Origin of the sequence: Hungatella effluvii (assembly GCF_003201875.1) — a bacterium.
In the GTDB taxonomy this organism is placed as follows: Bacteria; Bacillota; Clostridia; order Lachnospirales; family Lachnospiraceae; genus Hungatella; species Hungatella effluvii.
In genome coordinates this window covers 31830-58671 of the sequence record NZ_QJKD01000011.1, presented here as the reverse complement: position 1 = coordinate 58671, position 26842 = coordinate 31830, and the positions used below count along the sequence as shown (strand labels likewise).

21 protein-coding genes are annotated in these 26842 nt (G+C 48.8%); 3 read left to right on the top strand and 18 right to left on the bottom strand.

Annotated features, from left to right (window positions below; genetic code table 11):
* Positions 1-27: 27 nt before the first annotated feature.
* From murD to lgt, 9 genes are all read right to left on the bottom strand, one after another.
* On the bottom strand, positions 28-1374 hold the full coding sequence (gene murD, locus DFR60_RS19505; protein ID WP_110324395.1) for a UDP-N-acetylmuramoyl-L-alanine--D-glutamate ligase: 1347 nt from the start codon (positions 1372-1374) through the stop codon (positions 28-30).
* Positions 1375-1390: 16 nt separating this feature from the next.
* On the bottom strand, positions 1391-2359 hold the full coding sequence (mraY, locus tag DFR60_RS19500; protein WP_002603395.1) for a phospho-N-acetylmuramoyl-pentapeptide-transferase: 969 nt from the start codon (positions 2357-2359) through the stop codon (positions 1391-1393).
* A 112-nt stretch (positions 2360-2471) separates the two neighbouring features.
* Positions 2472-4229 (bottom strand): peptidoglycan D,D-transpeptidase FtsI family protein, encoded by a 1758-nt coding sequence (locus DFR60_RS19495; protein WP_110324526.1) that lies wholly within the window; start codon positions 4227-4229, stop codon positions 2472-2474.
* 49 nt (positions 4230-4278) lie between these two features.
* Positions 4279-6537: a peptidoglycan D,D-transpeptidase FtsI family protein gene (locus DFR60_RS19490; protein ID WP_110324394.1), complete on the bottom strand. Its 2259-nt coding sequence runs from the start codon at positions 6535-6537 to the stop codon at positions 4279-4281.
* The gene (locus DFR60_RS19485) at positions 6515-7000 is read right to left on the bottom strand and encodes an FtsB/FtsL family cell division protein (RefSeq protein ID WP_110324393.1); all 486 of its coding nucleotides are present in this window, start codon (positions 6998-7000) and stop codon (positions 6515-6517) included. The genes DFR60_RS19490 and DFR60_RS19485 overlap by 23 nt, the downstream gene beginning before the upstream one ends.
* 17 nt (positions 7001-7017) lie before the next feature.
* On the bottom strand, positions 7018-7956 hold the full coding sequence (gene rsmH, locus DFR60_RS19480) for a 16S rRNA (cytosine(1402)-N(4))-methyltransferase RsmH (RefSeq protein ID WP_110324392.1): 939 nt from the start codon (positions 7954-7956) through the stop codon (positions 7018-7020).
* Positions 7953-8378 (bottom strand): division/cell wall cluster transcriptional repressor MraZ, encoded by a 426-nt coding sequence (gene mraZ, locus DFR60_RS19475; RefSeq protein ID WP_002603390.1) that lies wholly within the window; start codon positions 8376-8378, stop codon positions 7953-7955. The genes rsmH and mraZ overlap by 4 nt, the downstream gene beginning before the upstream one ends.
* Before the next feature lie 199 nt (positions 8379-8577).
* A complete protein-coding gene (locus DFR60_RS19470) occupies positions 8578-8730 on the bottom strand; it encodes an aspartyl-phosphate phosphatase Spo0E family protein (RefSeq protein ID WP_110324391.1) in 153 nt (50 codons plus the stop codon).
* Between the two features lies 1 nt (position 8731).
* A complete protein-coding gene (gene lgt, locus DFR60_RS19465) occupies positions 8732-9610 on the bottom strand; it encodes a prolipoprotein diacylglyceryl transferase (RefSeq protein WP_110324390.1) in 879 nt (292 codons plus the stop codon).
* 212 nt (positions 9611-9822) lie between these two features.
* Here lgt and ychF point away from each other — a divergent pair, with 212 nt between their 5' ends.
* The 3 genes from ychF (at position 9823) to DFR60_RS19450 (ending at position 12761) form a co-directional block, all read left to right on the top strand.
* On the top strand, positions 9823-10920 hold the full coding sequence (gene ychF, locus DFR60_RS19460; RefSeq protein ID WP_110324389.1) for a redox-regulated ATPase YchF: 1098 nt from the start codon (positions 9823-9825) through the stop codon (positions 10918-10920).
* 280 nt (positions 10921-11200) lie between these two features.
* Complete coding sequence (locus DFR60_RS19455; RefSeq protein WP_110324388.1) at positions 11201-11854, top strand: CatB-related O-acetyltransferase; 654 nt, start codon at positions 11201-11203, stop codon at positions 11852-11854.
* 67 nt (positions 11855-11921) lie between these two features.
* Positions 11922-12761 (top strand): nitroreductase family protein, encoded by an 840-nt coding sequence (locus DFR60_RS19450; RefSeq protein WP_110324387.1) that lies wholly within the window; start codon positions 11922-11924, stop codon positions 12759-12761.
* Positions 12762-13129: 368 nt separating this feature from the next.
* Here DFR60_RS19450 and DFR60_RS19445 read toward each other — a convergent pair whose 3' ends face one another.
* The 9 genes from DFR60_RS19445 to DFR60_RS19405 all read right to left on the bottom strand — a co-directional run bounded on the left by DFR60_RS19445 (position 13130) and on the right by DFR60_RS19405 (position 26841).
* Complete coding sequence (locus tag DFR60_RS19445) at positions 13130-14617, bottom strand: glutamate synthase subunit beta (RefSeq protein WP_110324386.1); 1488 nt, start codon at positions 14615-14617, stop codon at positions 13130-13132.
* A gap of 18 nt (positions 14618-14635) precedes the next feature.
* On the bottom strand, positions 14636-19195 hold the full coding sequence (gltB, locus tag DFR60_RS19440; RefSeq protein ID WP_110324385.1) for a glutamate synthase large subunit: 4560 nt from the start codon (positions 19193-19195) through the stop codon (positions 14636-14638).
* Between the two features lie 344 nt (positions 19196-19539).
* Positions 19540-20037 carry a kinase gene (locus DFR60_RS19435; protein WP_110324384.1) on the bottom strand — a complete coding sequence of 166 codons (498 nt, stop codon included), beginning with the start codon at positions 20035-20037 and terminating at the stop codon, positions 19540-19542.
* Between the two features lie 105 nt (positions 20038-20142).
* Positions 20143-20409, bottom strand: a complete 267-nt coding sequence (locus DFR60_RS19430; protein ID WP_002603381.1) for an HPr family phosphocarrier protein — start codon at positions 20407-20409, stop codon at positions 20143-20145.
* Positions 20410-20479: 70 nt separating this feature from the next.
* On the bottom strand, positions 20480-22186 hold the full coding sequence (locus DFR60_RS19425) for a glycoside hydrolase family 13 protein (RefSeq protein ID WP_110324383.1): 1707 nt from the start codon (positions 22184-22186) through the stop codon (positions 20480-20482).
* A 12-nt stretch (positions 22187-22198) separates the two neighbouring features.
* On the bottom strand, positions 22199-23614 hold the full coding sequence (locus DFR60_RS19420) for a sulfatase family protein (protein ID WP_110324382.1): 1416 nt from the start codon (positions 23612-23614) through the stop codon (positions 22199-22201).
* A gap of 12 nt (positions 23615-23626) precedes the next feature.
* A complete protein-coding gene (locus tag DFR60_RS19415) occupies positions 23627-24334 on the bottom strand; it encodes a carbohydrate ABC transporter permease (protein WP_341457983.1) in 708 nt (235 codons plus the stop codon).
* A gap of 139 nt (positions 24335-24473) precedes the next feature.
* Complete coding sequence (locus DFR60_RS19410) at positions 24474-25409, bottom strand: carbohydrate ABC transporter permease (RefSeq protein ID WP_341457982.1); 936 nt, start codon at positions 25407-25409, stop codon at positions 24474-24476.
* A gap of 55 nt (positions 25410-25464) precedes the next feature.
* Positions 25465-26841, bottom strand: a complete 1377-nt coding sequence (locus DFR60_RS19405; protein ID WP_110324380.1) for an ABC transporter substrate-binding protein — start codon at positions 26839-26841, stop codon at positions 25465-25467.
* Between the last annotated feature and the right edge of the window lies 1 nt (position 26842).

Below are 26842 nucleotides of genomic sequence, written 5' to 3'. Positions count from 1 at the left end.
ACTTTAGTGAGCGATAGCCGCATCCTGTTACAGACTGCGCACGCACTCCTTGAAAACATCACCCCGTTCCTCGTAATTGTTAAACATCCCCCAGCTGGCGCAGGCGGGTGACAACAACACGTATTCTCCGGCATTCGCATAGGATGCGCAAACTCTGACCGCCTCCTGCATGTCTTCCGCATACATGACATTGGTGAAGCCGTGCCTTGCGGCACACTCAGCGATTTTCTCTCTCGTCTGGCCTAAAAGGACCATGTATCTCACCTTTTTGCCGAAGGATCTGATCCATTCGTCATACTCGGAATTCTTATCGTAGCCTCCCGCGATTAAGATCGTGGGGCCAGGCATGGCATTAACCGCCTGGATCGCCGCGTCGGGATTCGTTCCCTTGGAATCGTTATAGTACTTCACCCCCGCCTTCTCTGCCACGAACTCGATCCGGTGTTCCACCGCCTTAAAGTCCCTGATCACGCTCTGTATCGTCTCAAGCGGCACTCCCAGCTCCATGGTTATGGCAGCCGCCGCCATAACGTTTTCGTGGTTGTGGCGGCCCAGCAGATTCATGTCATGGATATTAATGATCTCCATGCGCACGCCGTCGTGGTTCCTTACAATCATATCGCCATCCAGGCAGATGCCTTCAGAGAGAAACTCCCTGCTGCTGAAATAGATGACGCGCGGGGTCACAGTCTCTCCGAATCGCCGCAGAACCGGATCGTCGTAATTGAGGATGCAGGCATCCTCCTTCGTCTGATTCTTTGCAATCCCTTTCTTTACCTCTATGTAGCAGTCCATCGTCTTATGGCGGTTTAAATGGTCCGGCGTAATATTCAGGATCGCGCTCACGTCGGGTTTAAAATCCGTGATGGTCTCCAGCTGAAAGCTGCTGATCTCCGCGACCGTATAAGACTGGTCTGTCGTGCGGAGTGCGGTGGACGTATACGGGGTTCCGATATTTCCTACTACAAACACCTCTTTATAGTACGCGCTCATGATCTCCCCGACCAGAGAGGTCGTCGTCGTCTTTCCGTTTGTCCCCGTTATGGCTGCCAGCTTTCCCCTGGCATAATGGTATGCAAGCTGGATCTCACTCCAGATCGGGACCCCGCAGGCCTTCAGCACCTCGACAAACGGGGCATCAAGCGGGATACCAGGACTGATAACGCAGAGTTCCACGTCCTTAAGCGCCTCCTTCGTCAGCTCTCCAAGGAGCACTTCAATTGTCTCGTCCTCTTTAAACTGTCCCCGGACCGCCTCCGCGTCAAGCGCCTCATTGCTGTCGTAGAGAATCACTTCGTGTTCTGTATCGAGTGCCATTCTGGAAGCGGCAATTCCACTCTTTCCGCTCCCTGCAACTAATATTTTCTGACTCATAGGTTACTCTCCTTCTTTACAGTCCAAGGTATGCCAGCAGGCAGAGAATCGCCGTCACAATAGAGAAAACGGCAACAACCCTGGTCTCGGACCAGCCGCACATCTCAAAATGGTGATGGATCGGCGCCATCTTAAAGAATCTCTTTCCGCCTGTTTTTCTAAAATACGTAATTTGTATAATATCTGACAGAACTTCCACCAGATAAATGAATCCAATGATCGCGATAAATATGGGCATCTGCATCATGTAGGCACTGGACGCCACGAAACCGCCGAGCGCCAGGGAACCGGTGTCTCCCATAAACACTCTGGCCGGGTAGACGTTAAACAGCAGAAAGCCCAGGAGGCTGCCTACGACCGCGCCCGTGATCGGGCTGATCCCCGCTCTCTCCCCCAGGGCCACCACAGTTAAGAAGGTGGCCACCAGGATCGTCACGCTGGTACAGAGTCCGTCGAGACCGTCGGTAAAATTCACACCGTTGTCGGTTCCCAGCACAACAAAGAACAGAAACGGCACAAAGAATATCCCGAGGTCGATATAGAGGCCATTTTCGAAGCCTCCGGTAAATGGAATCAGCATGCTCGTTCCCACTGCCTTGGAGTTGAGAAGGTAATATGCAAAAACGCCTGTAATGATAAACTGTCCGATTATCTTCTGTAAAGGCTTAAGCCCTTCGGAGCGTTTCATGACGATCTTAATATAATCATCCAGAAAACCAACGATACCAAAACCAACGGTCATGAACAGAATCGGTATGATCTTCGGATAATCCTTCACGTAGAACAGAGAAGTAATGATAATGCTGGTCAATATGATCAGACCGCCCATAGTGGGAGTGCCCTGCTTTTTCAAATGGCTTTCCGGTCCCTCTTCCCGGACCTGCTGACCAAATTTTAATCTGTGGAGAAATGGTATTACTATAGGGCACAGTATCGCGCTTATGGCAAACGCTATGATAATCGCCAGTATCGTCTCGTTAATCATGTCACACCTCAATATTTTATGTATTCGTACTTTCAGGGCCGCGGTTAATCCCCCTCACTTCGTTCGGCGGAAAGTAACACAGTTAGTAGTATACGTCTTTTTTCCTGAATAATCAACTATAGAATCGAAACGATGAAACAGTTTTTTCCTCTGTTGCTTCAATTCCCAGATAAGGCAGAATATTCTTAAAAATGTCAGCAATGACAGGCGCCGCTATGGTTCCGCCGTAGTAGATTCCCTGCGGTTCATCGATGGTAATCAGGGCGATTACGGACGGATTATCCGCCGGTGCAAAGCCGATAAAAGACGAAATGTACTTCTTTAAGCTTCTCGGAAGTTTTTCCGAAGTGGCCGTTTTTCCGCCAATGCGGTACCCTTCCAGATACGCCTTTTTTCCGCTGCCCTCGGAGACGACCTTTTCCAGAATATAGCGCATGGTTTCGCTCGTTTCCGCAGAGACGATCCCTTCCTTCACCGGGTAGGTAAAGTTGTGAATCACCTCGCCGTCGGCGCTGACGGCTCCCACACCAAAGTGGGGCGTCACCCGGTTGCCGCCGTTAACGATGGCCGAAGCCGTGGTAATCAGCTGCATGGGGGTAATCTGGAACGACTGGCCGAAGGAGACCGTGGCCAGCTCCACCAGCCCCATATTCTCTTTCTTATGCATAATGGTAGCGGCCTCGCCGGGCAGATCGATTCCCGTCTTTCCCTTCAGGCCAAACTGTTCAAAATACTTGTAGTAATTATCCACTCCCAGGCGCTGGCCCACATCGATCAGAACCGGGTTGCAGGAGTTCATCATTCCCTGCAGAAATGTCTCGGAACCATGGCCCCCCACCTTGTGACACCGGATCTTCCTGTCCTCCACGATCCGAAAGCCGGGACAGGAGAAATGGTCTTCCAGATTCACCACTCCCGCTTCCAGCCCCGCGGCGGCCGTCACGATCTTAAACGTGGAGCCGGGCTCGTAAGTATCGTTGATGCAGGGATTACGCCACATCTGGTTCAACAGCTCCTGCTTCTCCTTGGCGCTCACATTTCCCGGGTCCTCCGGAAGCGTGAACGGGTCGTTTAAGTTGAATTCAGGAGCACTTACCATAGCCATGATCTCTCCGTTCTGCGGGTTCATGACAATGATGGAGACCCGCTTCGCGCCTTTCTTCTCCATCACCTGGTACGCCGCCTGCTCGCAGTACTTCTGGATATTTACGTCCAGACTCACATGCAGATCCTGCCCGGCGATGGGCTCGATCCGATCCTCTGCCGCATTTTCAATCTCAATGCCCGCCGCGTCAGACATAGTCAGAATCTTCCCGTTCATCCCCTTTAAGTAATCCTCGTACTTAACCTCCAGACCTATGATACCCTGGTTATCTCCTCCTGTAAATCCCAGCACCTTGGAGGCCAGGCTGTCGTAGGGATAGTACCGTTTGTAGTCCTCATCCACCTTCACCCCGGCCAGATGGTACGTCCTTATCTGGTCCCCCAGGGCTTTGTCCACATTGGTCTTAATAATCTCCCTGGAACTGTATTTTTCTACCTTTTTTCTGACAGAATCTTCCTCGATTCCCAGTTCTTTGCTTAAAACTGCCACCACCTGATCTGGTTCCTCTATCTGATTGTGGATGACCGAAATGGTGCAGACGGTCCTGTTGGTGGCGATGACGGTTCCATTGGCATCAACGATATTGCCTCTGGCCGCTTTGATCGTTCTCTCTCTTTCATGCAAGTCCTCCGCCATGGCACTGTAATGGGCGGATCGGAAAATCATAAGAAAAAACAGCCGCCCCATTAGTCCTGTCATGGCAAGAAATAACAGGAAAAACAGGATGGCTATCTTCTCTCTGTGATGTGTTTTATTAGAATTCATACGCTGCTCCACCGTCATCATTGTTACAGTATATGAAATTCCTGCGCTTTTATTCTTCCTTTGTCTCCGTTTCGGAAGCTTCTGTGGACGAGGAGGCGGTCGTCGGGATCCGTGCCGGATTCGTCTGTCCAGGCAGCGCACCCGGCAGACCGTAGCCTTCCTCCTCGCTCGGACCGATTACCGCTTCTTCCGAAGGATCGAGAGCCTCCGGCGGAATCGTCTCTCCGTTTTCCAGTGTTCCCACTTCCGTGCTCTCCTCTGTTCCTTCTTCCGTGGAACCCTCTGTGGAGCTGCTGATCCCTTCCTCTGAAGGCAGTTCTGCCTGTCCGCCTTCCGGAAGTGACGGCGTGATATCTGTATCCGGGAATATATTTAAATAAGGAAGAATCTCAGTCATAATCTTCTGAAAGATTTTGCTTGCATACGTACTGTGAGCCTGTTCCTCTACGTGCGGCTCGTCCACTACCACATATACGAGAACCTGCGGATTATCGGCGGGTGCATAGCCACAGAAGGATACGACGTAGTTTTTCTTGTCACGTCCGACCTTCTCGGCCGTTCCTGTTTTACCCGCGATTTTATAACCCTCTACCTTAGCGGCAGAGCCGGTACCGCCCTGGGCGTTTACCGTCTTATAGAGCGCTTCGTTAATAAACTTCGTGGTGGATTCCGAAACAGTCTCGCGGACCAGAACCGGATCCATCTTCTTCACGATAGACCCCTGCTCGTTTAAGATCTGTTTCACCACATGGGGCTCGTAGTAGGAGCCGCCGTTTATGACGGAGCAGTACGCCGCCGCCATCTGGATCATGGAACAGTTAAAGTTCTGACCGAAGGCATTGGTTGCGAGGGAAGCCGGATCGGCCGTCTCCGCGTTGTACATAAGCGTCTTGTTGTCCGCCTCACCAGGAAGATCGATTCCGGTTTTGGAACCGAAGCCAAACTGCTGCTGGTATTTATAGAATTTCTGTTTTCCTACTTTCTGGGCAATGTGCATCATAACGACGTTGCACGATTTCATAAGGCCCTGCTCCACCGTCAGATCGCCGTGACCGTACCGGTTTACACAGCTGATCGGCCATCCGCCGATCTCCAGCTTTCCGTTACACGTATACGTCTCATTACCGTTGATGGAGCCTTCCTCCAGGCCCGCCGCCACGGTGAATATCTTAGCGGTAGAACCGGGCTCGAAGCCGTCGCTGATGCAGAAATTACGCCACGTCTGATTCCACGCCACCTGTTTTCCAAAGGACATGATCTCATCATTGGAATAGTGGGCGTAAACGTTGGCCTCCGTCAGAGGCTCCGCGTCCTTATTCTTTCTGTGGTAGTCGTCTATGGCTTCCTGAATGCCCAGCTGCTTCACTACATCATCGGTATACTCCGGGCGGAGCTGCCTCGGATTGTTTAAATCAAAGGTCTTATCATTGGCCATGGCCAGGACTTCGCCATTATTGGGATCCATGACGATGACGCCCACCCGCTTGCTTCCGACCTCCTGCTCCCACTCCGTGATATATTTCTCAACGATCTTCTGAACGTTTGTATCGATGGTGGATACGACCGTATTGCCGTTGGATGCCGGCTTGATCACACGCTCCAGGTTGGAGTCGTCATTTAAATAGCCATACTCCCTGCCGTTGGTTCCCATCAGCGTGGAGTTATAATACTGCTCAATGCCGCCGCTTCCATCCATGCCGTCGTCTCTGGCAAAGCCGATCACATTGCATCCCACGGAGTTATACGGGTAGATTCTCTTATACTCATCCTCGAACCAGATGCCGCGGATGCCCTTTCCGTCTCCAGCCTTCTTAAACTCTTCCCGTTTTTCTTCCTTATAATTCTCGAAGTTTTCTTTCTGGTCGTAAGTCAGCTGCTTGGCGTAACGGATATAGTACTTGTCCTTTTTCTCGTTGATCAGATTCATCATCTCCGTCCGGTCATAACCGAAACAGTCTACCAGAGCGTTCACAGAGGCCTCTAAGTAGGCGTTGGAATCCGACATAATCTGCTTGGGATCCAGGATCAGATTATACACTTTTTCACTCGTCGCCAGATACGTTCCGTTGCGGTCCAGAATATCGCCCCGTCGGAATGGTATGGTGCGGCTGTCGTACTCCTGCTGCGACAGCACAATCTGATTAAAATCATCCTTTTTGTTGGTCATTAAATCATACAGGACCATAACCAATGCAAACAAAGCCAGCGTAACTACCAGGACGGTAATCGCCAGCTTTTCCTGCATGTATCTTGGAAATATCTTGGTTTTTCTATTTTTCTGCCTGTTAGTGTTTCGGGATGTCTTCATTCTGCCTTACATACTCACTTTCCGTCTTATCATACTGAAGAATCTGATTCTTATTAGCGTAGACCATGCCAAGTTCCTCTGTAGCAACTTTGTACACATGATCCAAATCAACGGAAGTATTAATATTCGTCTGCAGGGCATCGTTTTCAGTCTTTAACGTTTCCAGCTCCGACTCCAGGCTCTCGATCGTATGAATTCTCGTCGTGATAGAAGACTGAAGATGGAGATAATTTACACATAAATAGAGCGTACAGACTGCTGCGATGGTCAGCATAATAACATAAGGCAAATCCATCTGTAAGGCTTTTTCACGATTCCGTCTGACTTTATGGTTCACTGCCGGACGGCGTACTTCATCTGGTGAACGTCTTACCGGTACGCGCTTTGGTTCCAGCTTACGGACAGTATTCCCCTGTACGTAGGCAGCACTACGGTAAGAATGCACATTCTTTCTAGCAGCCATGCTCTTTTCCTCCCTTTTTAAATCCGCTCAAATACTCGAAGTTTCGAACTCTTCGATCTCTTGTTCCCTTCAATCTCTTCTTCTGACGGTACAATGGGTTTTCTGGTGATTACCCGGCCTTTGCTGACTTTGCCGCAGACACAGACTGGAAAATCCGGCGGACAGGTACAGGGATTCTCATTATTGCGGAAGCGAATCTTTACGATTCGGTCTTCCAGCGAATGAAAGGTGATAACAGCCAGCCTTCCACCCGGTTTCAATAAGTCGATCATCGTATCAATAGAATTATTTAAGACCTCCAGCTCCTGATTCAGTTCAATCCGAATCGCCTGGAACGTCTTCTTCGAAGGATGGCCGCCCACTGCGCGAACTTTCGCAGGAACCGCTTCCTTAATAATCTCTGTCAATTCTCCTGTTGTCTCAATCCGTTTTGTCTCTCTGGCCCTCACGATATGCTTTGCGATATTCTTTGCGAACTTGTCCTCTCCGTAGTCACGGATAATTCTGTATAAATCAAACTCGCTGTACGTATTCACAATATCGGCGGCCGTCTGTGTGTTTCTCTGATCCATCCTCATATCCAGCGGAGCGTCGTCTTCCCGGTAGGTGAATCCCCGTTCCGGTGTGTCCAGCTGATAGGAGGATACTCCAAGGTCCAGATAAATACCGTCTGCCTTTTCGATTCCTAAATCCTTTAGTACCGATTGTATCTCTTCGTAATTGCTTCTCACGATCGTAACTCTGTCTTCATAGTCACGAAGCCGTTCCGATGCCGCCGCGATGGCGTCTGCATCCTGGTCAATTCCGATTAATCTTCCGTATTCCCCGAGGCGTCTGCATACTTCCAGAGCATGTCCGCCGCCCCCAAGCGTTCCATCCACATAAATTCCATCTGGTTTTACATTCAGGCTGTCAATGGTTTCGTAAAGCAGCACTGACTTGTGTTCAAACATCATATTCCAAGTCCTTCCATATTCTCAGCGATTTCTTCCATATCATCGTATGTATTGGCTGCTGTCCACGCATCCTTGCTCCAGATTTCAATGCGGCTTCCTACACCCACAAGCACTGCATCTTTTTCGATGCCTGCGAATTCACGGAGCACAGCCGGAAGAAGAATTCTTCCCTGCTTGTCCACTTCACAGGAAGATGCACCTGCCAGAAAGAATCTGTTAAACTTTCTGGCGTTTGTGTTGGTCAGCGGCAGGCTTTTCAATTTTTCTTCGAGGGCTTTCCATTCTTCGTTATCATACACAAATAAACAGCCATCCAAGCCCTTCGTCACGACGAACTCTTCACCAAGCTGTTCTCTGAACTTCGATGGGACGATCAAGCGCCCTTTTGCATCGACTGTATGATTGTATTCGCCCATGAACATACTAATCACCTGCTTGTACGTCAGAGAGAGAGTTTACACCACTCTTCCTCCATTCTCTACCACTTTGTACCACTTTCCACCACTTGTAGATTAATTTTAGTACATTTGTAAGGAAATAGCAAGGAAATTTTCTAAAAAAGAATAAAAAAATAAGGCGGCAACGAATGGTTTCGTTACCGCCTCCAGATATGCCGTATCCCTAATACCCGGCTACTATATATTGTTCTATCAGTTGATCCAGCTCTACACTTCTCTTATAAACAGTGCTGCTGTCCTGCTCGGTGTCTATACTTCTGTTTAATTTATCTCTTGCCTCTTCAATCTTATTGATCAACTCTTCTTTTGAAATCATATCAGTCTTCTCCTTTGCTCTTTAATCGTATCTGTCTGTGTTTCCAGATGAGCACCAAAGCTGATATCACTACTAATACCAATGACAATGCCTGAGATACTGCAATTCCTGTGTTAAAGAATATAAGCTGGTCCGTCCTGAGCCCTTCGATCCAGACTCTCCCCAGACCATATCCCAGCAGGTAAATAAGAAGCATTTCCCCATTAAACTTCTTACGTTTGCGATACCATAGCATGAACACTAACACGCCTAAGTTCCAGACTGATTCATAGAGAAAGGTCGGATGCACCTGTATATACTCGACACCGTCCTTCACGATCAGGTGGTTTAATAGGTCCTGAGATATCATGCTCTCGTTGACCAGCGCTCTTCTGATTCTCATGGCAAAAAGGCTGTCCGTGTATCCGCCAAACGCCTCACAGTTAAAGAAGTTTCCCCATCTTCCTATAATCTGTCCGGTTATCAGTCCAAGGCAGCCGCTGTCAGCCATTGAAAAGAAAGAAAGCTTTTTCTTCCTTGTATAAACAGTCAGCGTTATGACCGCGGCAATCACGCCGCCGTATATGGCCAGTCCGCCTGCCCTTAAGTTAAAAATTGAAATCAGGTTGTCCCTGTAATTCTCCCAGTCAAAAATGACGTAATAGATACGAGCTCCTATAATAGAAAAGATAATTCCATACAGAGCAAAATCCAGATAAATATCCGGGTCCTGTCCCCTCCTTTTCGCGTCGCTCGTCGCAACCCAGAGACCAGCCAGTATTCCAATTCCTATGATAATCCCGTAAAACGCTATGCGGAATCCAAATATCGAGATACTGTTCTGCAAGTGGTCAATCGTAATACCCAAATGCACAAAACTAATATCTGCCGTATTTGCCATTGTTTTCTCCTTTCGTGTTTTCTTTATTTTACCCCGTGATATGCCAAAAATCAAACAGATTCGCCCGACATATTCGACCATAATTCGACAAAAACAGGCGCGAGTTCAGTTTGACTCTTTTATTTTTATGGATAATATGCTATTCTATATTAGTTGCAGGAAAAAATCAACCTTAAAAATGCTTAATAAAATATAGAGGAAGGTAATGAATTATGAAATTAGGTATTGTCGGACTGCCGAATGTGGGTAAAAGCACATTATTCAACTCTCTTACAAAGGCCGGCGCAGAATCGGCCAACTATCCGTTCTGTACGATCGATCCAAACGTAGGCGTGGTTCCCGTGCCGGATGTACGTCTCGGAAAGCTGGCTGCGCTCTATGACTCAGCAAAGATCACGCCCGCAGTCATTGAATTCGTGGACATCGCAGGACTCGTGAAAGGCGCTTCCAAGGGTGAAGGTCTTGGGAACCAGTTCCTTTCCAACATCAGAGAAGTAGACGCCATCGTACACGTTGTCCGCTGCTTCGAGGACGGCAATGTCATCCATGTGGATGGCAGCGTGAATCCTTTAAGAGATATTGAAACCATCGATTTGGAGCTTATCTTCTCCGATTTAGAGATTCTGGAGAGACGAATCTCCAAGACGGCAAAGAGTGCCTTTAACGACAAATCTCTCGCAAAAGAGCTGGAGATCTTAAAAGCAGTGAAGGCTCACTTAGAGGATGGCAAGCTGGCCCGCAGCATGGAGTTTGAAGATGACGATGCTCAGGAATTCGTTTCCTCCTTAAATCTTCTCACCTACAAGCCGGTTATCTTCGCTGCCAACGTAAGCGAAGACGACCTGGCCGACGACGGCGCTTCCAATGAATACGTAAAGGAAGTCCGCGGCTTCGCCGCAGAAAACGGCAGCGAAGTCTTCGTCATCTGTGCCCAGATCGAGCAGGAGATCGCCGAACTGGAGGAAGACGAGCGCAAGATGTTCTTAGAGGACTTAGGCCTCACGGAATCCGGTCTCGAAAAACTGATCGCCGCCAGCTACCACCTCTTAGGCCTCATCAGCTATTTAACAGCAGGCCCCACAGAGACGAGAGCCTGGACCATTAAAGTAGGAACCAAGGCGCCTCAGGCCGCCGGCAAGATCCACTCCGATTTCGAGCGCGGCTTCATCAAGGCCGAGGTTGTAAACTACCAGGATCTTCTCGACTGCGGCACCTATACGGCCGCCAAAGAAAAAGGCCTTGTCAGAATGGAAGGAAAAGAATACGTCGTAAAAGACGGGGACGTTGTTCTGTTCCGTTTCAACGTATAAGCTCCACTCGTTTCATACCGCAGACCGCGTTTTACCGGCATAAAGGCCGGAAAATAATAGCGGGAAATCTTTAGAAAAATAAAGATTTCCCGCTATTATTTTCCCCCAACATGGATTTGACAGATCCCCCCTCATCGCTTAAAATAAAGGAAAGCATTGCCTGATACTAGAGCAGGCTGCAAAAGAAAAGGAGGCTGTCCACACAGATGAAACGATGCATTGCAGCGGCCGGAATAGCAGAGGGACACCAAAACATCAGATCCATAAAGGAGGAATCACAATGTCTATTCCGGCACAAACCATATATCCAAGAACAGGAGACCGGCAGACCGTCTATTTAAACGCGGTCGTCAAAGATCCCAATATTTCCGTCGGTGCCTATACGATGTACAACGATTTCGTAAACGACCCTGTCGATTTCGAAAAGAACAACGTACTCTACCACTACCCGATCAACAGAGACCGCCTGGTCATCGGAAGATTCTGTTCCATTGCCTGCGGAGCCAAATTTGTATTTACAAGTGCGAACCACACGATGACGTCCCTGTCCACGTATCCGTTCCCCTTATTCTTCGAGGAATGGGGCACTCCCATCTCGGAAGTCGCGGAATCATGGGATAACAAGGGTGATATCGTCATTGGAAATGATGTCTGGATCGGTTACGAGGCTGTCATCATGTCCGGCGTCAAAATCGGCGACGGAGCGATCATCGGAACGAGAGCCGTCGTAACAAAAGACGTGGAACCCTATACCATCGTAGGCGGGATCCCGGCAAAATCAATCAGGAAGCGTTACAGCCAGGACATCATCACCCAGCTGGAGGCGGTCCGCTGGTGGGATTTACCTCACGACCAGCTTAAACAGCTCATCCCGGCAATCCGCAGCGGCAGTCCTGAAGCCCTGCTTCGCGCATACCACGCCCTGAACCAATAAAATAACCATTTCACCTATCCGGTTTTTGCCAGTCAAAAACCGGATACTTATTAATAAGGAGAACATTATGCAAACCTTCCCTGCAGAAATCCTCAAAGACACCGCCGGCAGACTCACTTATCTGCCCCTGCCGTTCTCTGCCAGAGAGATTTTCCATCAGCCCAAAGGCACCATTTACGTACAGGGAACCATCAACGGAATCCCTTACCGGAGCAGGCTCCTCTCCCGCGGCAGCGGCTGTTACATTATGCTTATCGACAAAGTCCTGCAAAAATCCCTCGGTTTTTGCGGCCTTCCCCTGCCTGTCTCTGTCACAATGTCCCTCGACGCCCAGGCCCAGCCGTCCGGCGCCCCGGCCGTTCCCGGCCCCTCTCTTTCCCCATGCGCCATGGACACCATCACCGCAGTTAAAACCCGTACAAGCGTACGCCATTACACGGATGCTCCCATAACCCCTGATGTCCTAAACACGCTCCTGTACGCCGGAATGTGTGCCCCCAGCGCAAAAAACAAAAGGCCCTGGCACTTCCTTCTCCTGGAAGACCGGAACCTTCTCACCGAACTCTCCGCCGCCAATCCCAACGCCCGCATGCTGGCCGAAGCCGCCTGTGGAATCGTTGTCTGCGGCGACCATAATATAGAAGGAACTAACGTTTTTCTCTGCGAAGCCTGTGCCGCCGCCACCCAGAACATTCTTCTCTGCGCCCACAGCCTTGCCCTTGGTGCAGTCTGGTGCGGAGTTCTCCCCCACTCCCCATGGCAAAAGCTGCTGACACAGACCCTAAACCTCCCACCCAAGGTATCCCCCATCACCGTCATAGCCCTTGGTCACCCCGCGCCCTCAGCCACCTCACCCGAAAAAGCCGCCCCTTGGGATCCAGCCAAACTCCACCGCGCCACCTGGTAATCCCACTTTCCCCCGCCGCCTCTATTTCGGTACTCTCTCCCTCCCGGCCGCCAGTACACAGCCGCCGCCCCGCCGGGAAGCTGTGGGTGGGAAGGGGAAGGTGGGATACGGTTTTGTTTTTCAGAGGTTCGCTGGAACTTAAGTGGAAAACGGAAAAAGGAGGGCAGTGAAAGTTGGCCTCCAAGCCAAGCTTTCAAGTGCACACGGAGGAGAAGCCCTTCAGGGGTTCTCCGTAGTTTGCGCGGGCTGCCCTCCTTTTTTCGTTTTCCGCTTTAGTTCCAGCCACCGAAGAAATGGAAAAACCGTATCCCACCTTCCCCTTCCCGCCCGCGGCTTCCCGGCGAGGCGGCGGCGTACCCCCTCGCCATTTACTCCAGCAGCGTATACCCCATCAAGCTCTCATCAACCTCCTTCGCCGCTTCTCTCCCTTCCCGGATCGCCCAGACCACCAGCGACTGGCCTCTCCGCATATCTCCCGCGGTAAACACATGCCGGGCGTTCGTCTTATACTTTCCGGCCTCAGTCTCCACATTGGTCCTTGCGTTCAGCTTCACGCCGAAGGCATCCGCCACATAGCTCTGGCTCCCTAAAAATCCGGCGGCAATCAATACCAGATCGGCTGCGACCTCCTTCTCGCTTCCAGCCACCGGTTCCATCGTGATCCGACCCGTTTTTTCATCCTTTTTCGGCTCCAGTGACAGGAGCACGGCTTTTGCCACTCTGCCGTTCTTATCCTTAACGAACTCCTTCACCGTAGCCTGATACATTCTCGGATCGGAGCCAAACACGGCGATGGCCTCCTCCTGGCCGTAATCCGTCTTTGCGACACGGGGCCATTCCGGCCAGCTGTTGTCGGGCATTCTCTTATCCGGAAGCTTCGGCATCATTTCCAGCTGAAGAACCGATGCGCAGCTATGGCGTATGGCGGTTCCCACACAGTCATTTCCCGTATCGCCGCCTCCGATGACGATCACGTGCTTTCCTTTGGCTGACAGGTACGACTGATCCTTTAAGTTGGAATTCAGCAGGCTCTTCGTAGTGGATTTAAGGAAATCCACTGCAAAATAAATTCCCTCCGAATCTCTTCCCGGCACCTGAATGTCGCGGGGATTAGACGCGCCGCAGGCCAGTATCACGCGGTCAAAATCCTTTAAGATGTCCTTTGCCTTGTGGTTCTTCCCCACATCAGCTCCCGTGACAAAAGAGATTCCTTCCTCTTTCATTACATCCACCTTGCGGTCGATCACCCATTTTTCCAGCTTCATATTGGGAATACCGTACATCAGCAAGCCTCCGACGCGGTCTTCCCGCTCGAAAACCGTCACGCTGTGGCCCCGCTTATTTAACTGGTCCGCGGCCGCTAAACCGGCCGGGCCGGAGCCGATGACTGCCACCCGTTTCCCGGTTCTGATCTTCGGCGGGTTCGGGCCGGCAATCCCCGTCTCATAGGCCCGCCGTATAATGGCTCCCTCATTTTCCTTGATGGCAACCGGAGTTCCGTTTAATCCGCAGGTACAGGCCGCCTCACATGGCGCGGGGCATACCCGGGAGGTGAACTCCGGAAAACTGTTGGTCTTTTTTAAGCGGTTATAGGCCTGTTCCCATGTTCCTGTATAGACCAGATCGTTCCACTCCGGGATCAGATTGTTTAAGGGGCAGCCTGAAACCATTCCCCCCATCATCATTCCCGACTGGCAGAACGGCACGCCGCAGTCCATACAGCGGGCCCCCTGGCATTTCTGTTCTTTTTCCGAGAGCGGAAGATGGAATTCGTCATAATGCTTAATCCGGCTTTTGGGATCTGCCGCCCTTCCTGTCTCTCTGTCATATTCTAAAAATCCTGTTGGCTTTCCCATGCTTTTCCTCCTCGCGGCTTACTTCTTCGTATTCGCATAAAATGCTTCAATCTGTGCCTGTTCGCTGCTTAAGCCTTTCTCCTCCATCTGGACGATAGTGTTCATCATACGGCGGTAATCGTGAGGCATGATCTTCTTGAATTTCGGCAGATACTCACCAAAGTTGTCGAGAATCTCTTTTCCTCTTTCCGAATTGGTGTAAGCCACATGTTCCTTTATCATTTCCTTCAGCTCCAGAACATCGTATTTATTCGTCACTTCCTCAAAGGAAACCATCTCTTTATTCAGTCTCTTATACAAATCCCGTTTCTCGTCCAGAACATAGGCGATTCCGCCGCTCATGCCCGCCGCAAAATTCTTTCCAGTCGGTCCCAGCAGGACGACACGGCCTCCGGTCATATACTCGCATCCGTGGTCTCCCACGCCTTCCACCACCGCGGTAGCACCGGAATTTCTCACGCAGAACCGTTCACCGGCCACGCCGCAGATAAACGCCTTACCACTGGTCGCCCCGTAAAGGGCCACATTGCCGATAATGATGTTTTCCTCGGCTTTAAAGGTCACGCCCTTCGGCGGATAGACCACCAGCTTTCCTCCGGACAAACCCTTTCCGAAGTAATCGTTGCTGTCTCCCACCAGCTCCAGCGTAAGCCCTTTCGGGATAAATGCACCAAAGCTCTGGCCGCCGCTTCCCGTGCAGTTTACGGTATACGTGTCCTCCGGAAGTCCCTCCGGGTACAGTCTCGTGATCTCGGATCCAAATATGGTTCCCAGCGCACGGTCCGTGTTGGAAACATCGATCTGAATGCTCTTCTTCTGCCCGTTTACCAATGCCGGTCTCAATTTCTTCAGCAGGATCTTTTCATCGATGGTCTTTCCCAGTTCGAAGTCGTAGACCGATTTGTGGTTATAGCCGGCCAGCTTTTTATCGGCATACGGATTGCCAAGAATAGCTGAGAGATCCACCTTATCCGCCCTTTTCGAAGAAATATGCTCCTTCTTTTTCAACAGATCGGTACGTCCCACCAGTTCATCCACTGTGCGGATTCCAAGCTTCGCCATATATTCCCGCAGCTCCTGTGCAATGAAATACATGAAATTGACCACGTATTCCGGTTTCCCCTTAAAACGCTTCCGAAGCTCCGGATTCTGCGTCGCAATCCCCACCGGGCACGTATCCAGATTGCAGACCCGCATCATCACACATCCCATGGTTACAAGGGGAGCTGTCGCAAATCCGAACTCCTCCGCGCCCAGCATACAGGCAATCGCCACATCACGGCCTGTCATCAGCTTGCCGTCAGTCTCCAGGATCACCTTATCGCGGAGGCCGTTCATAATCAGGGTCTGGTGTGCTTCCGCCACCCCCAGCTCCCAAGGAAGTCCTGCATTGTAGATGGAATTTCTCGGCGCCGCTCCCGTACCGCCGTCAAAGGAGGAGATCAGGATCACCTGTGCTCCCGCCTTGGCGACGCCTGCCGCGACGGTACCGACTCCAGCCTCGGATACCAGCTTCACCGAGATTCTGGCCTCTGTGTTGGAATTTTTCAAGTCATAGATCAGCTGTGCCAGGTCCTCGATGGAGTAGATATCGTGGTGAGGCGGCGGCGATATCAGACCAACGCCCGTTGTGGAATGCCGCGTCTTTGCCACCCACGGATATACCTTGCCTCCGGGAAGCTGGCCGCCCTCCCCGGGCTTCGCTCCCTGGGCCATCTTGATCTGTATCTCTTTGGCGCTCACCAGGTAGCGCGAGGTAACGCCGAACCGCCCGGAGGCCACCTGCTTGATTGCGGAGCACCGGTTCAGCCCGTCGGCTCCGGGAGTCAAACGCTCCAGACTCTCCCCGCCCTCTCCGCTGTTGGATTTGCCGTGGATCCGGTTCATGGCGACAGCCAGCGTCTCATGAGCTTCCCCGGAGATGGAGCCGTAGGACATGGCCCCTGTCTTAAACCGTTTCACAATGGATTCCACGCTTTCCACCTCGTCGATGGGAACCGCCTTCCGCTTCGTATAATCGAAGTCGATCAGGCTCCTTAAATTCACCATCTGGCCTTCTTCATTCAGCGCATGTGTATACTGCTTAAACGTCTCATAGCTTCCCGTTCTGGCCGCCTCCTGGAGCAGGTGGATGGTCAGCGGATTATAGAGATGTTCTTCCTGTCCAGCCCTGGCCTTGTGGCTTCCGACGCTCTCCAGCGTTAAATCCACATCGAGACCGAGGGGATCGAAGGCCATGGAGTGAAGCGTATCCACATCATTTGCGATATCGTCCAGCGTAATGCCTCCGATCCGGCTCACCGTATCGGTAAAATACTTTTCCACCACGCTCTTTGAAATGCCGATGGCCTCGAAGATCTGCGCTCCCTGGTACGACTGGATCGTGGAAATACCCATCTTGGAGGCAATCTTAACGATTCCATGGAGCACCGCGCTGTTATAGTCTTCCACCGCTGCGTAATAGTCCTTATAAAGCATCCCGCTTTCAATCAGCGCCCGGATGGATTCCTGCGCCAGATATGGGTTGACCGCGCAGGCTCCATATCCCAGCAGCGCGGCGAAATGGTGTACCTCTCTGGGTTCTCCGCTCTCCAGGATCAGAGCCACAGAGGTGCGCTTCTTCGTCTTCACCAGATGCTGCTGCAGAGCGGATACCGCCAGAAGCGAAGGAATCGGCACGTGGTTCTCATCGATGTCACGGTCGGAAAGGATGATAATATTCGCTCCGTCCCGGTGTGCCCGGTCCACCTCCAGAAACAGCCTGTCGATTGCCTTTTCCAGAGAAGTATTCTTATAATATGTGATCGGAATGACCTCCACCTGGAAACCGGGCCTCTTCATGTATTTGATCTTCATCAAGTCCGTACACGTTAAAATTGGATTGTTAACCTTTAAAATCTTGCAGTTCTCCGCTGTTTCCTCCAGAATATTTCCCTCTTCACCGACATACACGGCGGTCGAAGTCACGATCTCCTCTCTGATGGCGTCAATCGGCGGGTTTGTCACCTGTGCAAACATCTGCTTAAAGTAATTAAACAACGGCTGATGCTTTCTGCTTAAGACTGCCAGCGGACTGTCGGCTCCCATAGCGGATACCGCCTCAGCCCCGTTTAAGGCCATGGGAAGAATCATCGTCTTGTATTCCTCGTAGGTGTAGCCATAGGCTTTCTGGAGCCTGGAGCGCTGCTCCGCGCTCATGCCCGCAACTCCCTTGTTGGGAATCGGTAAATCTTTCAGTTCGATTAAGTTGGAATCCAGCCATTCGCCGTAGGGCTGTCTAGACGCATACATCTCTTTTAGTTCACTGTCTGACACAAGGCATCCTTTTACCGTGTCGATCAGGAGCATTTTCCCGGGACGGAGACGCTCCTTTCTCACTACGTGATTCTGCTCTGTGTCGATGGCTCCCACCTCTGAGGCCAGGATCATCTGATCGTCATCCGTGATGTAATATCTGGAAGGCCGCAGCCCATTTCTATCTAAAACCGCGCCGACGAGGTCGCCGTCGGAAAATACGATGGAGGCCGGGCCGTCCCACGGTTCCATCATAGTCGCGTAGTAGCTGTAAAAATCCTTGATCTCCTGAGGCATGGATTTATCATGGGCCCATGGAGCCGGGATCGTCACCATGACAGCCAGAGGGAGCTCCATACCGCTCATCACCATAAATTCCAGAGCATTGTCCAGCATGGCAGAATCGGAGCCTTCCTGATTGATGATCGGAAGCACCTTGTGCATATCGTACTTAAAATACTTCGATTCCATGGTTTCTTCCCGCGCCATCATCTTATCCACATTGCCGCGGATGGTGTTGATCTCTCCGTTGTGAACGATGAGGCGGTTGGGATGCGCTCTCATCCAGCTTGGATTCGTGTTGGTGCTGAACCGGGAGTGTACCACGGCAATGGCCGACTCGTAGTCCTTATCCTGTAAGTCAGGGAAAAATCTGCGCAGCTCCTTCACCAGGAACATTCCCTTGTATACGATCGTACGGCTGCTCAGCGATACCACGTATGTATTGTCGTTGCTCTGCTCAAATACGCGGCGTGACACGTAAAGCTTCCGGTCAAAATCCAGTCCCTTTTCCGTGTCGGCCGGCTTCTTCACGAAGCCCTGGGCGATACAGGGCATACATTCCACCGCCCTCTCTCCGATCAGCTCCGGATGCGTCTCCACATCTCTCCAGCCCAGAAACTCCAGACCCTCCTTTTTTACAATGATTTCAAACATCTTCTTCGCCTGGTTTCTGGCAAGCTCATCCTGGGGAAAGAAGAACATGCCGACTCCATATTCTCTCTCGCCTCCAATCTCAATACCCAGGGATTTCGTCACCTTCCTAAAGAATTTGTGTGAAATCTGGAGCATGATGCCGACTCCGTCGCCTGTCTTTCCTTCCGCGTCCTTACCGGCGCGGTGCTCCAGATTCTCGACGATATGAAGGGCCTGCTCCACCGTCTTATGGCTCTTTACGCCTTTCATGTTGGCAACTGCTCCGATTCCGCAGTTGTCATGCTCAAACCTGGAATCATATAATTCCGGCGTTTTCCTTGGTGTGGGGGATTTTGAATTTTTTACCATAATTTTATTCCTTTCTGGCTGTAAAAAAACACAGACCCGCGGCTTTCTATGCTCGTCGTCGGGCCTGTGTTCCATATTTATAATACTATTTTATTACCATGGCATCTCCGGCTTCTGCCAGCCTCTGCCTATGCTTCAACTTTTTTAGATAATACTACATCCGTTTCCATTTGTAAACCCCTTTTTTCACGGGAGTTGTCAGTTTATTTGACAATTTATGTGTATGGGCCTTTTATTTGTCTCATTTTTGTTCTTAATCCTGTGTTTACTTAACAATTCAGCGGTATTTTTGCATGAGATTGATCCTCATCCAATATTTCTCAATTTACTGAAATTTCGTCGCCTCAAGCCATCGTCACATCGCGATAAATCCGCTCGATCGTTTCCTCCAGGCTCATTTCCGCCGTCAATGCATTTTCAGATATATTTTTCAGGTAATCTTTCTCTCTCCACCAGGCACGCATGTCGCTTTCCCCAAATTCTTCCCTGCTGCCCTTCGTCTGATGGCGTAACAGGGTAACCTCAAAAGGCAGGTCATAGTAGTAGGCAAAAACCTCGTCTCCAAACAGCATCTTTGCAGAATCGAACAACGGCTCATACCGCTGGGAACTTAAGATTCCCTCCAGAATCGTTATCTCACAGTGTTCTCGGCCATATGCCAGGAGTTCCTGCATAAGCGGCAGAGCCAGCGTATTCTTTTCGCCCTTTACATGAAGAATTTCCCGGCGGACCATGTCCTGGGAAATAAGCATGCTGTGATCTCCAAATCTGCGCTGCAGCGCCCTGGCCACAGTCGTTTTTCCGCTTCCCGAATTGCCTCTGATTATGATTAATTTTGCCATGTCCCTTCCCCTATCCCACGTCAGAACTATAACATAAATTGGCGGAAAAGAATCACTTCCTTTCCGCCAGCTTCTGCATATCATTCACTTATTGAAACTTGTCCATTACATCTCGCCGAGTCCGCTTTCGATCGCTTCGCTCATGCTCTTCATAGCCTCTTCTTCATCCTCACCGTCACAGATTAAGTTGATCTCTGTACCGCACTTGATGCCTGCTGCCATAACATTTAATACGCTCTTTGCAACAATTCTCTTCTCACCGCACTCGATGATGATGTCGCATTTAAACTTCATGGCTGTCTGGGAAAGAACTCCCGCTGGTCTTAAATGAAGTCCGGATGGGTTTACAACAGTAAGTGTTTTTGTTAACATAATATTTTCTCCTTTATCCTCTAATCTATATACTCCTTATCGTTAATTTTATTACAATTCCCATTGGGTGTCAAGTTAAACACTTCTTATTTTTTGTCTTGCAAGGATGAGTTATACTTCCGTGTGCTATTCGGTAAATCCTTGCTTCATAGGCCCGCAAGCTTTCAGAGTAAGGTTTCTCATAATTAGCAAGCAGCAGCTGGCTCTGTTGCTGCAGCCGAGCTACCGGTATCTTTTGCTCTTCCCTCGTAAAGTTACAGAAAACCCATAGTTCCTCTTTCCCCAGCCTGCGCTTGTATGAATAAACAGAAGGATTTTCCTGATCCAGAGGCTCATAGGAACCATAGACAATAATTTCATACTGTTTTCTCAAACGAATTAAAGCCTGATAAAAATAGAAAATTGAGTCGGGATCAGCCAAGGCTTCCTTAGCGTTGATATATGTATAAGCCGGATTGACTCCGATCCATGGTGTACTGTTTGTAAATCCTGCATTAGGACTATCGTCCCATTGCATAGGAGTCCTTGCATTATCTCGGCTCCTGTATCTGATACGTTTCAGCATTATCTCCGGAGCAGTGCCTGCTCCCGTATATTCTTTATAGGCATTAATCGTATCAATATCCCGATAATCCTCAATCTTATCAAAGGTCACATTGGTCATTCCTAATTCCTCCCCCTGATAGATATAAGGCGTTCCCTGCATCATTTGAAGACAGACTCCCAACATTTTGGCTGATTTTTTACGATAAAATTCTGTAGAATCATCGCCAAATCTTGAAACGACTCTTGGCTGATCGTGATTGTTCCAAAAAAGAGAATTCCATGCCTTTCCATCCAGTCCCGTCTGCCAGCGATCCATTACCTTTCGAATATCATTCAGGCAGAAGGAAGGAATTCCCCACCGGTCTGTTTCTCCACCATCCACATCCATTAGCTGGAACTGGAACACCATCTGCAGTTCCTTTGAATCGAAACCGGCATATTTCCTTGCCTGCATCACTGTCACATCAGGAGTTTCTCCTACAGTCATCACTTCATATCCCGAAAGAACTTCCCGGTACATCTCCCTCAAATACTCATGGACATGTGGTCCATTAGCAGCCGTAGTTTTTTCCGGCTGGTTCCTGTCAGTAAGCGCCGCTGGATCCTTTGAAATATAACTGATCACATCCATACGGAAACCATCAATTCCCTTATCGAGCCACCATCGCATCATCCCATAGATTTCCTGGCGCAGCGGCTCGTAATCCCAGTTTAAGTCCGGTTGTTTTCTGCTGAATAGATGCAGATAGTATTCCCCTGTCTCCTCATCGTATTCCCAGGCAGAGCCGCCGAAATTACTTCTCCATGTATTTGGATACGACCCTTCCTTCGCCTCCCGCCATATATAATAATTACGGTATGGATTGTTTTTAGACTTTCGGCTCTCCTGAAACCATCTATGTTCGTCTGAGCTATGGTTCACTACCAGGTCCATGATGATTTTCATTCCCATAGAATGGGCTGCTGCGAGCAGTTCATCAAACGCTTTCATCGTACCGGCTTCTTCCATAATCTTCTGGTAATCCCGAATATCATATCCGTTATCATCATTAGGCGAATCATAAACAGGACACAGCCAAAGAACATCTGCCCCAAGTTTTTTTAAATAGCCAAGCCTTCTCTCGATTCCTTTCAAATCACCAATTCCATCTCCATTGGAATCCTGGAAACTACGCGGATATATCTGATAAACAACGGCTTCCTTCCACCATGCTTTTTTTATATCATTCATCCTATCTTTCCTTCACTTTCGTTTTTCCGGGTAAGTGATATATTCTGTCGGAAATGTGACGTATTCAGGCACAGGTACACGGAAACAGTCTCCCGTCTCTCGTACCCATCTCACCAGTTTTTCATTCAGTTCCACCCGTTTTTTTACAGAAAGAGGACAATTAGAAAGATTCACCAGCTCATAGGGATCCTGGTTTAAATCAAACATCAACCAGTCATGATCCTCAAAACATACGTATTTATAACCATCCCTTGTTACAATCCCCCTATATGGTTTATCAATGCTGTGATCATGCCGTGTTGGTATGACAGATTGTAAATAGGCTTCCTCCGGGACAGGTCCTGATGGCTTTCTCAAACCAGGAAGCCGTTCATATGAGTAATCATACCCTGGCATCCAATCCGGTTTTTCAATATCACAGAGTCCCAGTGTAGTAGGAGCAATATCCACATGGTTTACCAGGCTTTTTGAGCGTCCGCATCCTCTTCCATAATATCCCATAGGGACTTCTCCACCAATTATGAACGGAATACGAACAGACTCCTCATAGGGATTCGTCTTCCTAAACATCCCATGAGAACCGTGCATATCTCCATGATCGCTAAAAAAGACAATGTGAGTATCCAGATCCAGCTCTTCTTCTTTTAAAACCTGCCGGATTCTACCCAGATTTTCATCTATATTTTCAATTAACGCATAATACCCGGCCAGCTCCCTTCTTGCCGTCATAAGTACTGATTCATAAGGCGGCACATTGGGCCTGAGCTTTAGGTTCTGACCATTAAAATGAGCCATATTGGCAGCAGGGGCCGTATATGGATCGTGAGGCGGCTGCACACTCAGAACCAGGAAAAATGGCTTAGCCTGTCCATTTTTTTTCTGTTCTCCATAATACCTAATTTTATCTATTACCATATTGCTTAGAGCATTTGTTTCAAAATCCATAAGGCGGGACAGAGGGATTTCCCGATCTTTATCATGTCCATGCACCCAGCATTCAAACTGACTATTATTATTTTCATAACCGATCCAGGTTCCAAAATCACCTCTTCGGTCTCTTGCCACAATTTGCTTTTTGGGATCTGTATTCGTCCCTTTCCTGGGGGTATCCCCATCTAAATGCCATTTCCCGAAGTAAATGGTATCGTAGCCCTCCTGATTAAACACCGTGGCCACTGTAGGCATCGAGGGATCCAATGAGTAATCATGACCTGGGACTGTACTTTTATGTACATACTGCCCTGTCAGAAGACTTCCACGAAACGGCGCGCAAAGCGGGCAACCACTTACAGCACGTTCGAAATTGATTCCTTGAGCCGACAATAGATCCAAATTAGGCGTATTGATGTTGGGATCTCCATTACAGGACATGGCATCCGCCCTCATCTGGTCTACCAAAAACCATATTACATTTTTTCCATTACTCATCTTTTAATCCCCCTATCCCTTCACACCGGAAGATGCAAAGCTGGCTTGAATATTTTCCTGAAGAAACATATATATGATAATACCTGGAAGTACGGCTATCGTCAATGCCGCAAACATTTTTGTATAATCATAAGAAAATGCATCATTAAAAAACGCAAGAGCCAAGGGCAGTGTACGATTATTTGGAGAGGTGGTCAAAAGCATGGCATAGAAATATTCATTCCAATTTCCCAGAAACATCAGGATACCGGCAGTAGAAAGACCGGTTTTCGCAAGAGGGAGATTAATCTGCCAGAAAATCCGAAAGAATCCTGCTCCGTCGATCTCCGCCGACTCACTTAACTCCTTTGGCACCGACATAAATGCCGATTTGAGGATAAATATAGACATTGCCATTCCACTGGAAATATAGACTAACATCAGTGCCGACTTCGTATCATACAAATTTAAACCGGTTACCAGACTAAAGATCGGCTGAGCTTTCGTATGGGCCGGCACCAACATAGTCAGTGTAAAAAGAATATAAAACAACTTCTTTCCTGGGAAATCATACCGGGCTATTACGTAAGCCCCCATAGAAAATATGAGGAGTGAAACGCCAGTCGCCACCACGGCAATGGTCAATGAATTAACCGCATATTTTATCATATCATAGCTTTGCAGTACATCGGCATAAGCCTTAAAGCTTATGGACTGCGGCAGCGCAAAAGGTTCATTCATAATCTGGGCATTGGTCTTAAAAGATGATATCAGAACCCAGAGCAGAGGAAATACAGATACAATAATTATAAACACCATGACTCCGTACATAAGGATGCCTGTTATAATTTTTCCGGCTTTATTTTTCATCGGTTACCTCCTACCAGTTTGACTCTTCCATACGGAACAGTCGGTTGATGACAAGTAAAACTATAATCCCCAGTAAAAACATAACAAGAGCCGCTGCATTGGCAAAGCCATAGTTCATATCGGTTATGGCATTGACCAGGATCACAGAAATATTCATGGTATCATCTCCGGGGCCTCCTCTTGTAGTCAGAGCAATCGCCTCATACATGGCAATTCTGGCCGTAATAGACACAATTACGCTGGTACCTATGGAATGACGGCAAAGGGGAAGATTGATTTTCGTTGCAATCTGCCATTCTTTTGCTCCATCCACATGTGCAGCTTCATGGAGTTCTTTGGGAATCGCCATCAAATCACTTAAAACCACCAGTGTCACAGTCACTGCATAAAACAGCCATACGAAGGTAACCGACCAGAAAGCGTACGGTGATTCGTAAAACCAGTTTACGGAGAAATCCTTATAAAACAGCCTGATCGCACTGTTAATCACGCCGAACTGATCGTTAAATATAAATTTGTAAATCAACGCCCAGGCCGCAACAGATATGACACTCGGTATCATATAAACAATACGTACAAGTTTTGCTCCTTTAGGAGCTTTATAAAGGATAAACGCAACCAACACGCCCAGACCTACGTGGACAACTGCCGCTAATACTCCCCATTTTAATAAATTCCACATAGAAATTCTAAAACTGGGCTGAGAAAACAGGTTTACAAAGTTATGAAATCCTACAAACTGGGGCTTGTTAAACCCATCCCACCTGGTAAAGCTGGTAATAAACACCGTGACAATCGGCAGTAAATAAAACATTATGAAGACAGTAAAAATGGGCAGCAAAAATGTGTAAATCCACAGCATTTTCTTAATTCCCGGTTTCCTGGCAGATGATTTTGCCTTTTTTTTATGATCCATCATGGTAAACGCAGGCCGCACAGACTTCATAACGGCCTGCTTCACACCTCCTTTGTTGTAATTTACACTGGCTGCTCAAGGTATCCTACTGCTGAGACAGCATTGCTTTTTCTGTCAATGCCTGACAGAATTCTTCCGGTGTCAGAGATCCATCATAAAGCTTGATGACAATCTTGCCGAATTCCGTAGAGCTTAAAGAAGTGGGCATAACCTGATCCACCTGTACCACATACGCTGTATCTTCATTCATTGCAGCATTTAATTGACTGTATACTTTATTTTCTTTCTGTTTCTCTAAAAACTCTTCAGAATACTCAAGATTGGGGGCCACACCGCCCTCCGCCAGCAAAGCGGCTTCCAGTTCTTCGGGGGAATACATGAACTCCAGAAACGCAAGTGCCGCTTCCTTCTGCCGGTCGTCTGCAGCATCTGAAATCCACCATGTAGTTTCCTGAAGATTACTGATGACTACATTTCCCGGATAAATATCAGCAGCCACATCTTCACCATTAAATCCATTACTCCATTTATCGGCTTTAGACGGATCGAATTCAGCAGCAAACCACGGTCCATTAGGAATGACAGCTGCTTTCTTACTAAGGAAATAATTCATTGCATCTGGTCCTGCCGCGCTGATAATATTATCTGCACCATTATTTTTTGCAAGCTTTTGAAGTTTTTCAGCAGCATTAATGAATACCGGAGTATTATAATTCAGTATCTTTTCAGTAAAACCTTCTTTCAGCACCTCTGCACCACCAGGTTCATTCGCAATCATTGCAGTAAACATCAGCTGAGTGAAAAAGGCAGGACCGCCAGTCGCGAGGGCAACTTTATTATCACCAAGATCCGCAGAGAATTCTTCAAAAGTCATATCCCTTATATTTTTTGATGGAGTATACATGGAACTGTTGTAAAATAAACCTACTGGCTTTGAAATGGCTAAAGGCATAGCTACCACTCTGTTCTCCACGGTTCCGTATTCCAGAGATTCGCTTATTAACACCTTTTTCACCTCCGGATGTTCATCCAGCCATGGGCCCAGATCATATGACATTTTATTAGGAATAATAAATTCTCTCATCCAATTTTTATCTCCGCTTTCCACCATAGTTGGAAGCATTTTCTGCTGTGCCAGTTGCTTAATCTTGTCATTATAGGACTCCTGCGGTACCTGCTCAATCTCAATTCGATAGGTCCCCTTATATTTTTCGTTAAAACGCTCTACCTGAGGCACGAAGAATTTCGCGCCTGTGTTCTCTCCCGCCTTATAGGTCGGCATCTTCATAACTATCTCTCCAGATACGTTTTTTTCAGTTTCCGACTTTCCCCCGTTAGCGCATCCTGTTGTCACCATTGCCATCATAACCACCGCCATCATAATCGAAACAGCTTTTCTCATTTTTTCAGCGGCTGCAGTTTTTCTGCAGCCTTCCTCCTTATTCTCTGTCTTATTTATCATA

Excerpts from the sequence above, each read along its gene's own strand:
- murD (WP_110324395.1), bottom strand. The coding sequence starts at position 1,374 with ATGAGTCAGAAAATATTAGTTGCAGGGAGCGGAAAGAGTGGAATTGCC.
- mraY (WP_002603395.1), bottom strand. The coding sequence starts at position 2,359 with ATGATTAACGAGACGATACTGGCGATTATCATAGCGTTTGCCATAAGC.
- DFR60_RS19495 (WP_110324526.1), bottom strand. The coding sequence starts at position 4,229 with ATGAATTCTAATAAAACACATCACAGAGAGAAGATAGCCATCCTGTTT.
- DFR60_RS19490 (WP_110324394.1), bottom strand. The coding sequence starts at position 6,537 with ATGAAGACATCCCGAAACACTAACAGGCAGAAAAATAGAAAAACCAAG.
- DFR60_RS19485 (WP_110324393.1), bottom strand. The coding sequence starts at position 7,000 with ATGGCTGCTAGAAAGAATGTGCATTCTTACCGTAGTGCTGCCTACGTA.
- rsmH (WP_110324392.1), bottom strand. The coding sequence starts at position 7,956 with ATGATGTTTGAACACAAGTCAGTGCTGCTTTACGAAACCATTGACAGC.
- mraZ (WP_002603390.1), bottom strand. The coding sequence starts at position 8,378 with ATGTTCATGGGCGAATACAATCATACAGTCGATGCAAAAGGGCGCTTG.
- DFR60_RS19470 (WP_110324391.1), bottom strand. The coding sequence starts at position 8,730 with ATGATTTCAAAAGAAGAGTTGATCAATAAGATTGAAGAGGCAAGAGAT.
- lgt (WP_110324390.1), bottom strand. The coding sequence starts at position 9,610 with ATGGCAAATACGGCAGATATTAGTTTTGTGCATTTGGGTATTACGATT.
- ychF (WP_110324389.1), top strand. The coding sequence starts at position 9,823 with ATGAAATTAGGTATTGTCGGACTGCCGAATGTGGGTAAAAGCACATTA.
- DFR60_RS19455 (WP_110324388.1), top strand. The coding sequence starts at position 11,201 with ATGTCTATTCCGGCACAAACCATATATCCAAGAACAGGAGACCGGCAG.
- DFR60_RS19450 (WP_110324387.1), top strand. The coding sequence starts at position 11,922 with ATGCAAACCTTCCCTGCAGAAATCCTCAAAGACACCGCCGGCAGACTC.
- DFR60_RS19445 (WP_110324386.1), bottom strand. The coding sequence starts at position 14,617 with ATGGGAAAGCCAACAGGATTTTTAGAATATGACAGAGAGACAGGAAGG.
- gltB (WP_110324385.1), bottom strand. The coding sequence starts at position 19,195 with ATGGTAAAAAATTCAAAATCCCCCACACCAAGGAAAACGCCGGAATTA.
- DFR60_RS19435 (WP_110324384.1), bottom strand. The coding sequence starts at position 20,037 with ATGGCAAAATTAATCATAATCAGAGGCAATTCGGGAAGCGGAAAAACG.
- DFR60_RS19430 (WP_002603381.1), bottom strand. The coding sequence starts at position 20,409 with ATGTTAACAAAAACACTTACTGTTGTAAACCCATCCGGACTTCATTTA.
- DFR60_RS19425 (WP_110324383.1), bottom strand. The coding sequence starts at position 22,186 with ATGAATGATATAAAAAAAGCATGGTGGAAGGAAGCCGTTGTTTATCAG.
- DFR60_RS19420 (WP_110324382.1), bottom strand. The coding sequence starts at position 23,614 with ATGAGTAATGGAAAAAATGTAATATGGTTTTTGGTAGACCAGATGAGG.
- DFR60_RS19415 (WP_341457983.1), bottom strand. The coding sequence starts at position 24,334 with ATGAATGAACCTTTTGCGCTGCCGCAGTCCATAAGCTTTAAGGCTTAT.
- DFR60_RS19410 (WP_341457982.1), bottom strand. The coding sequence starts at position 25,409 with ATGAAGTCTGTGCGGCCTGCGTTTACCATGATGGATCATAAAAAAAAG.
- DFR60_RS19405 (WP_110324380.1), bottom strand. The coding sequence starts at position 26,841 with ATGATAAATAAGACAGAGAATAAGGAGGAAGGCTGCAGAAAAACTGCA.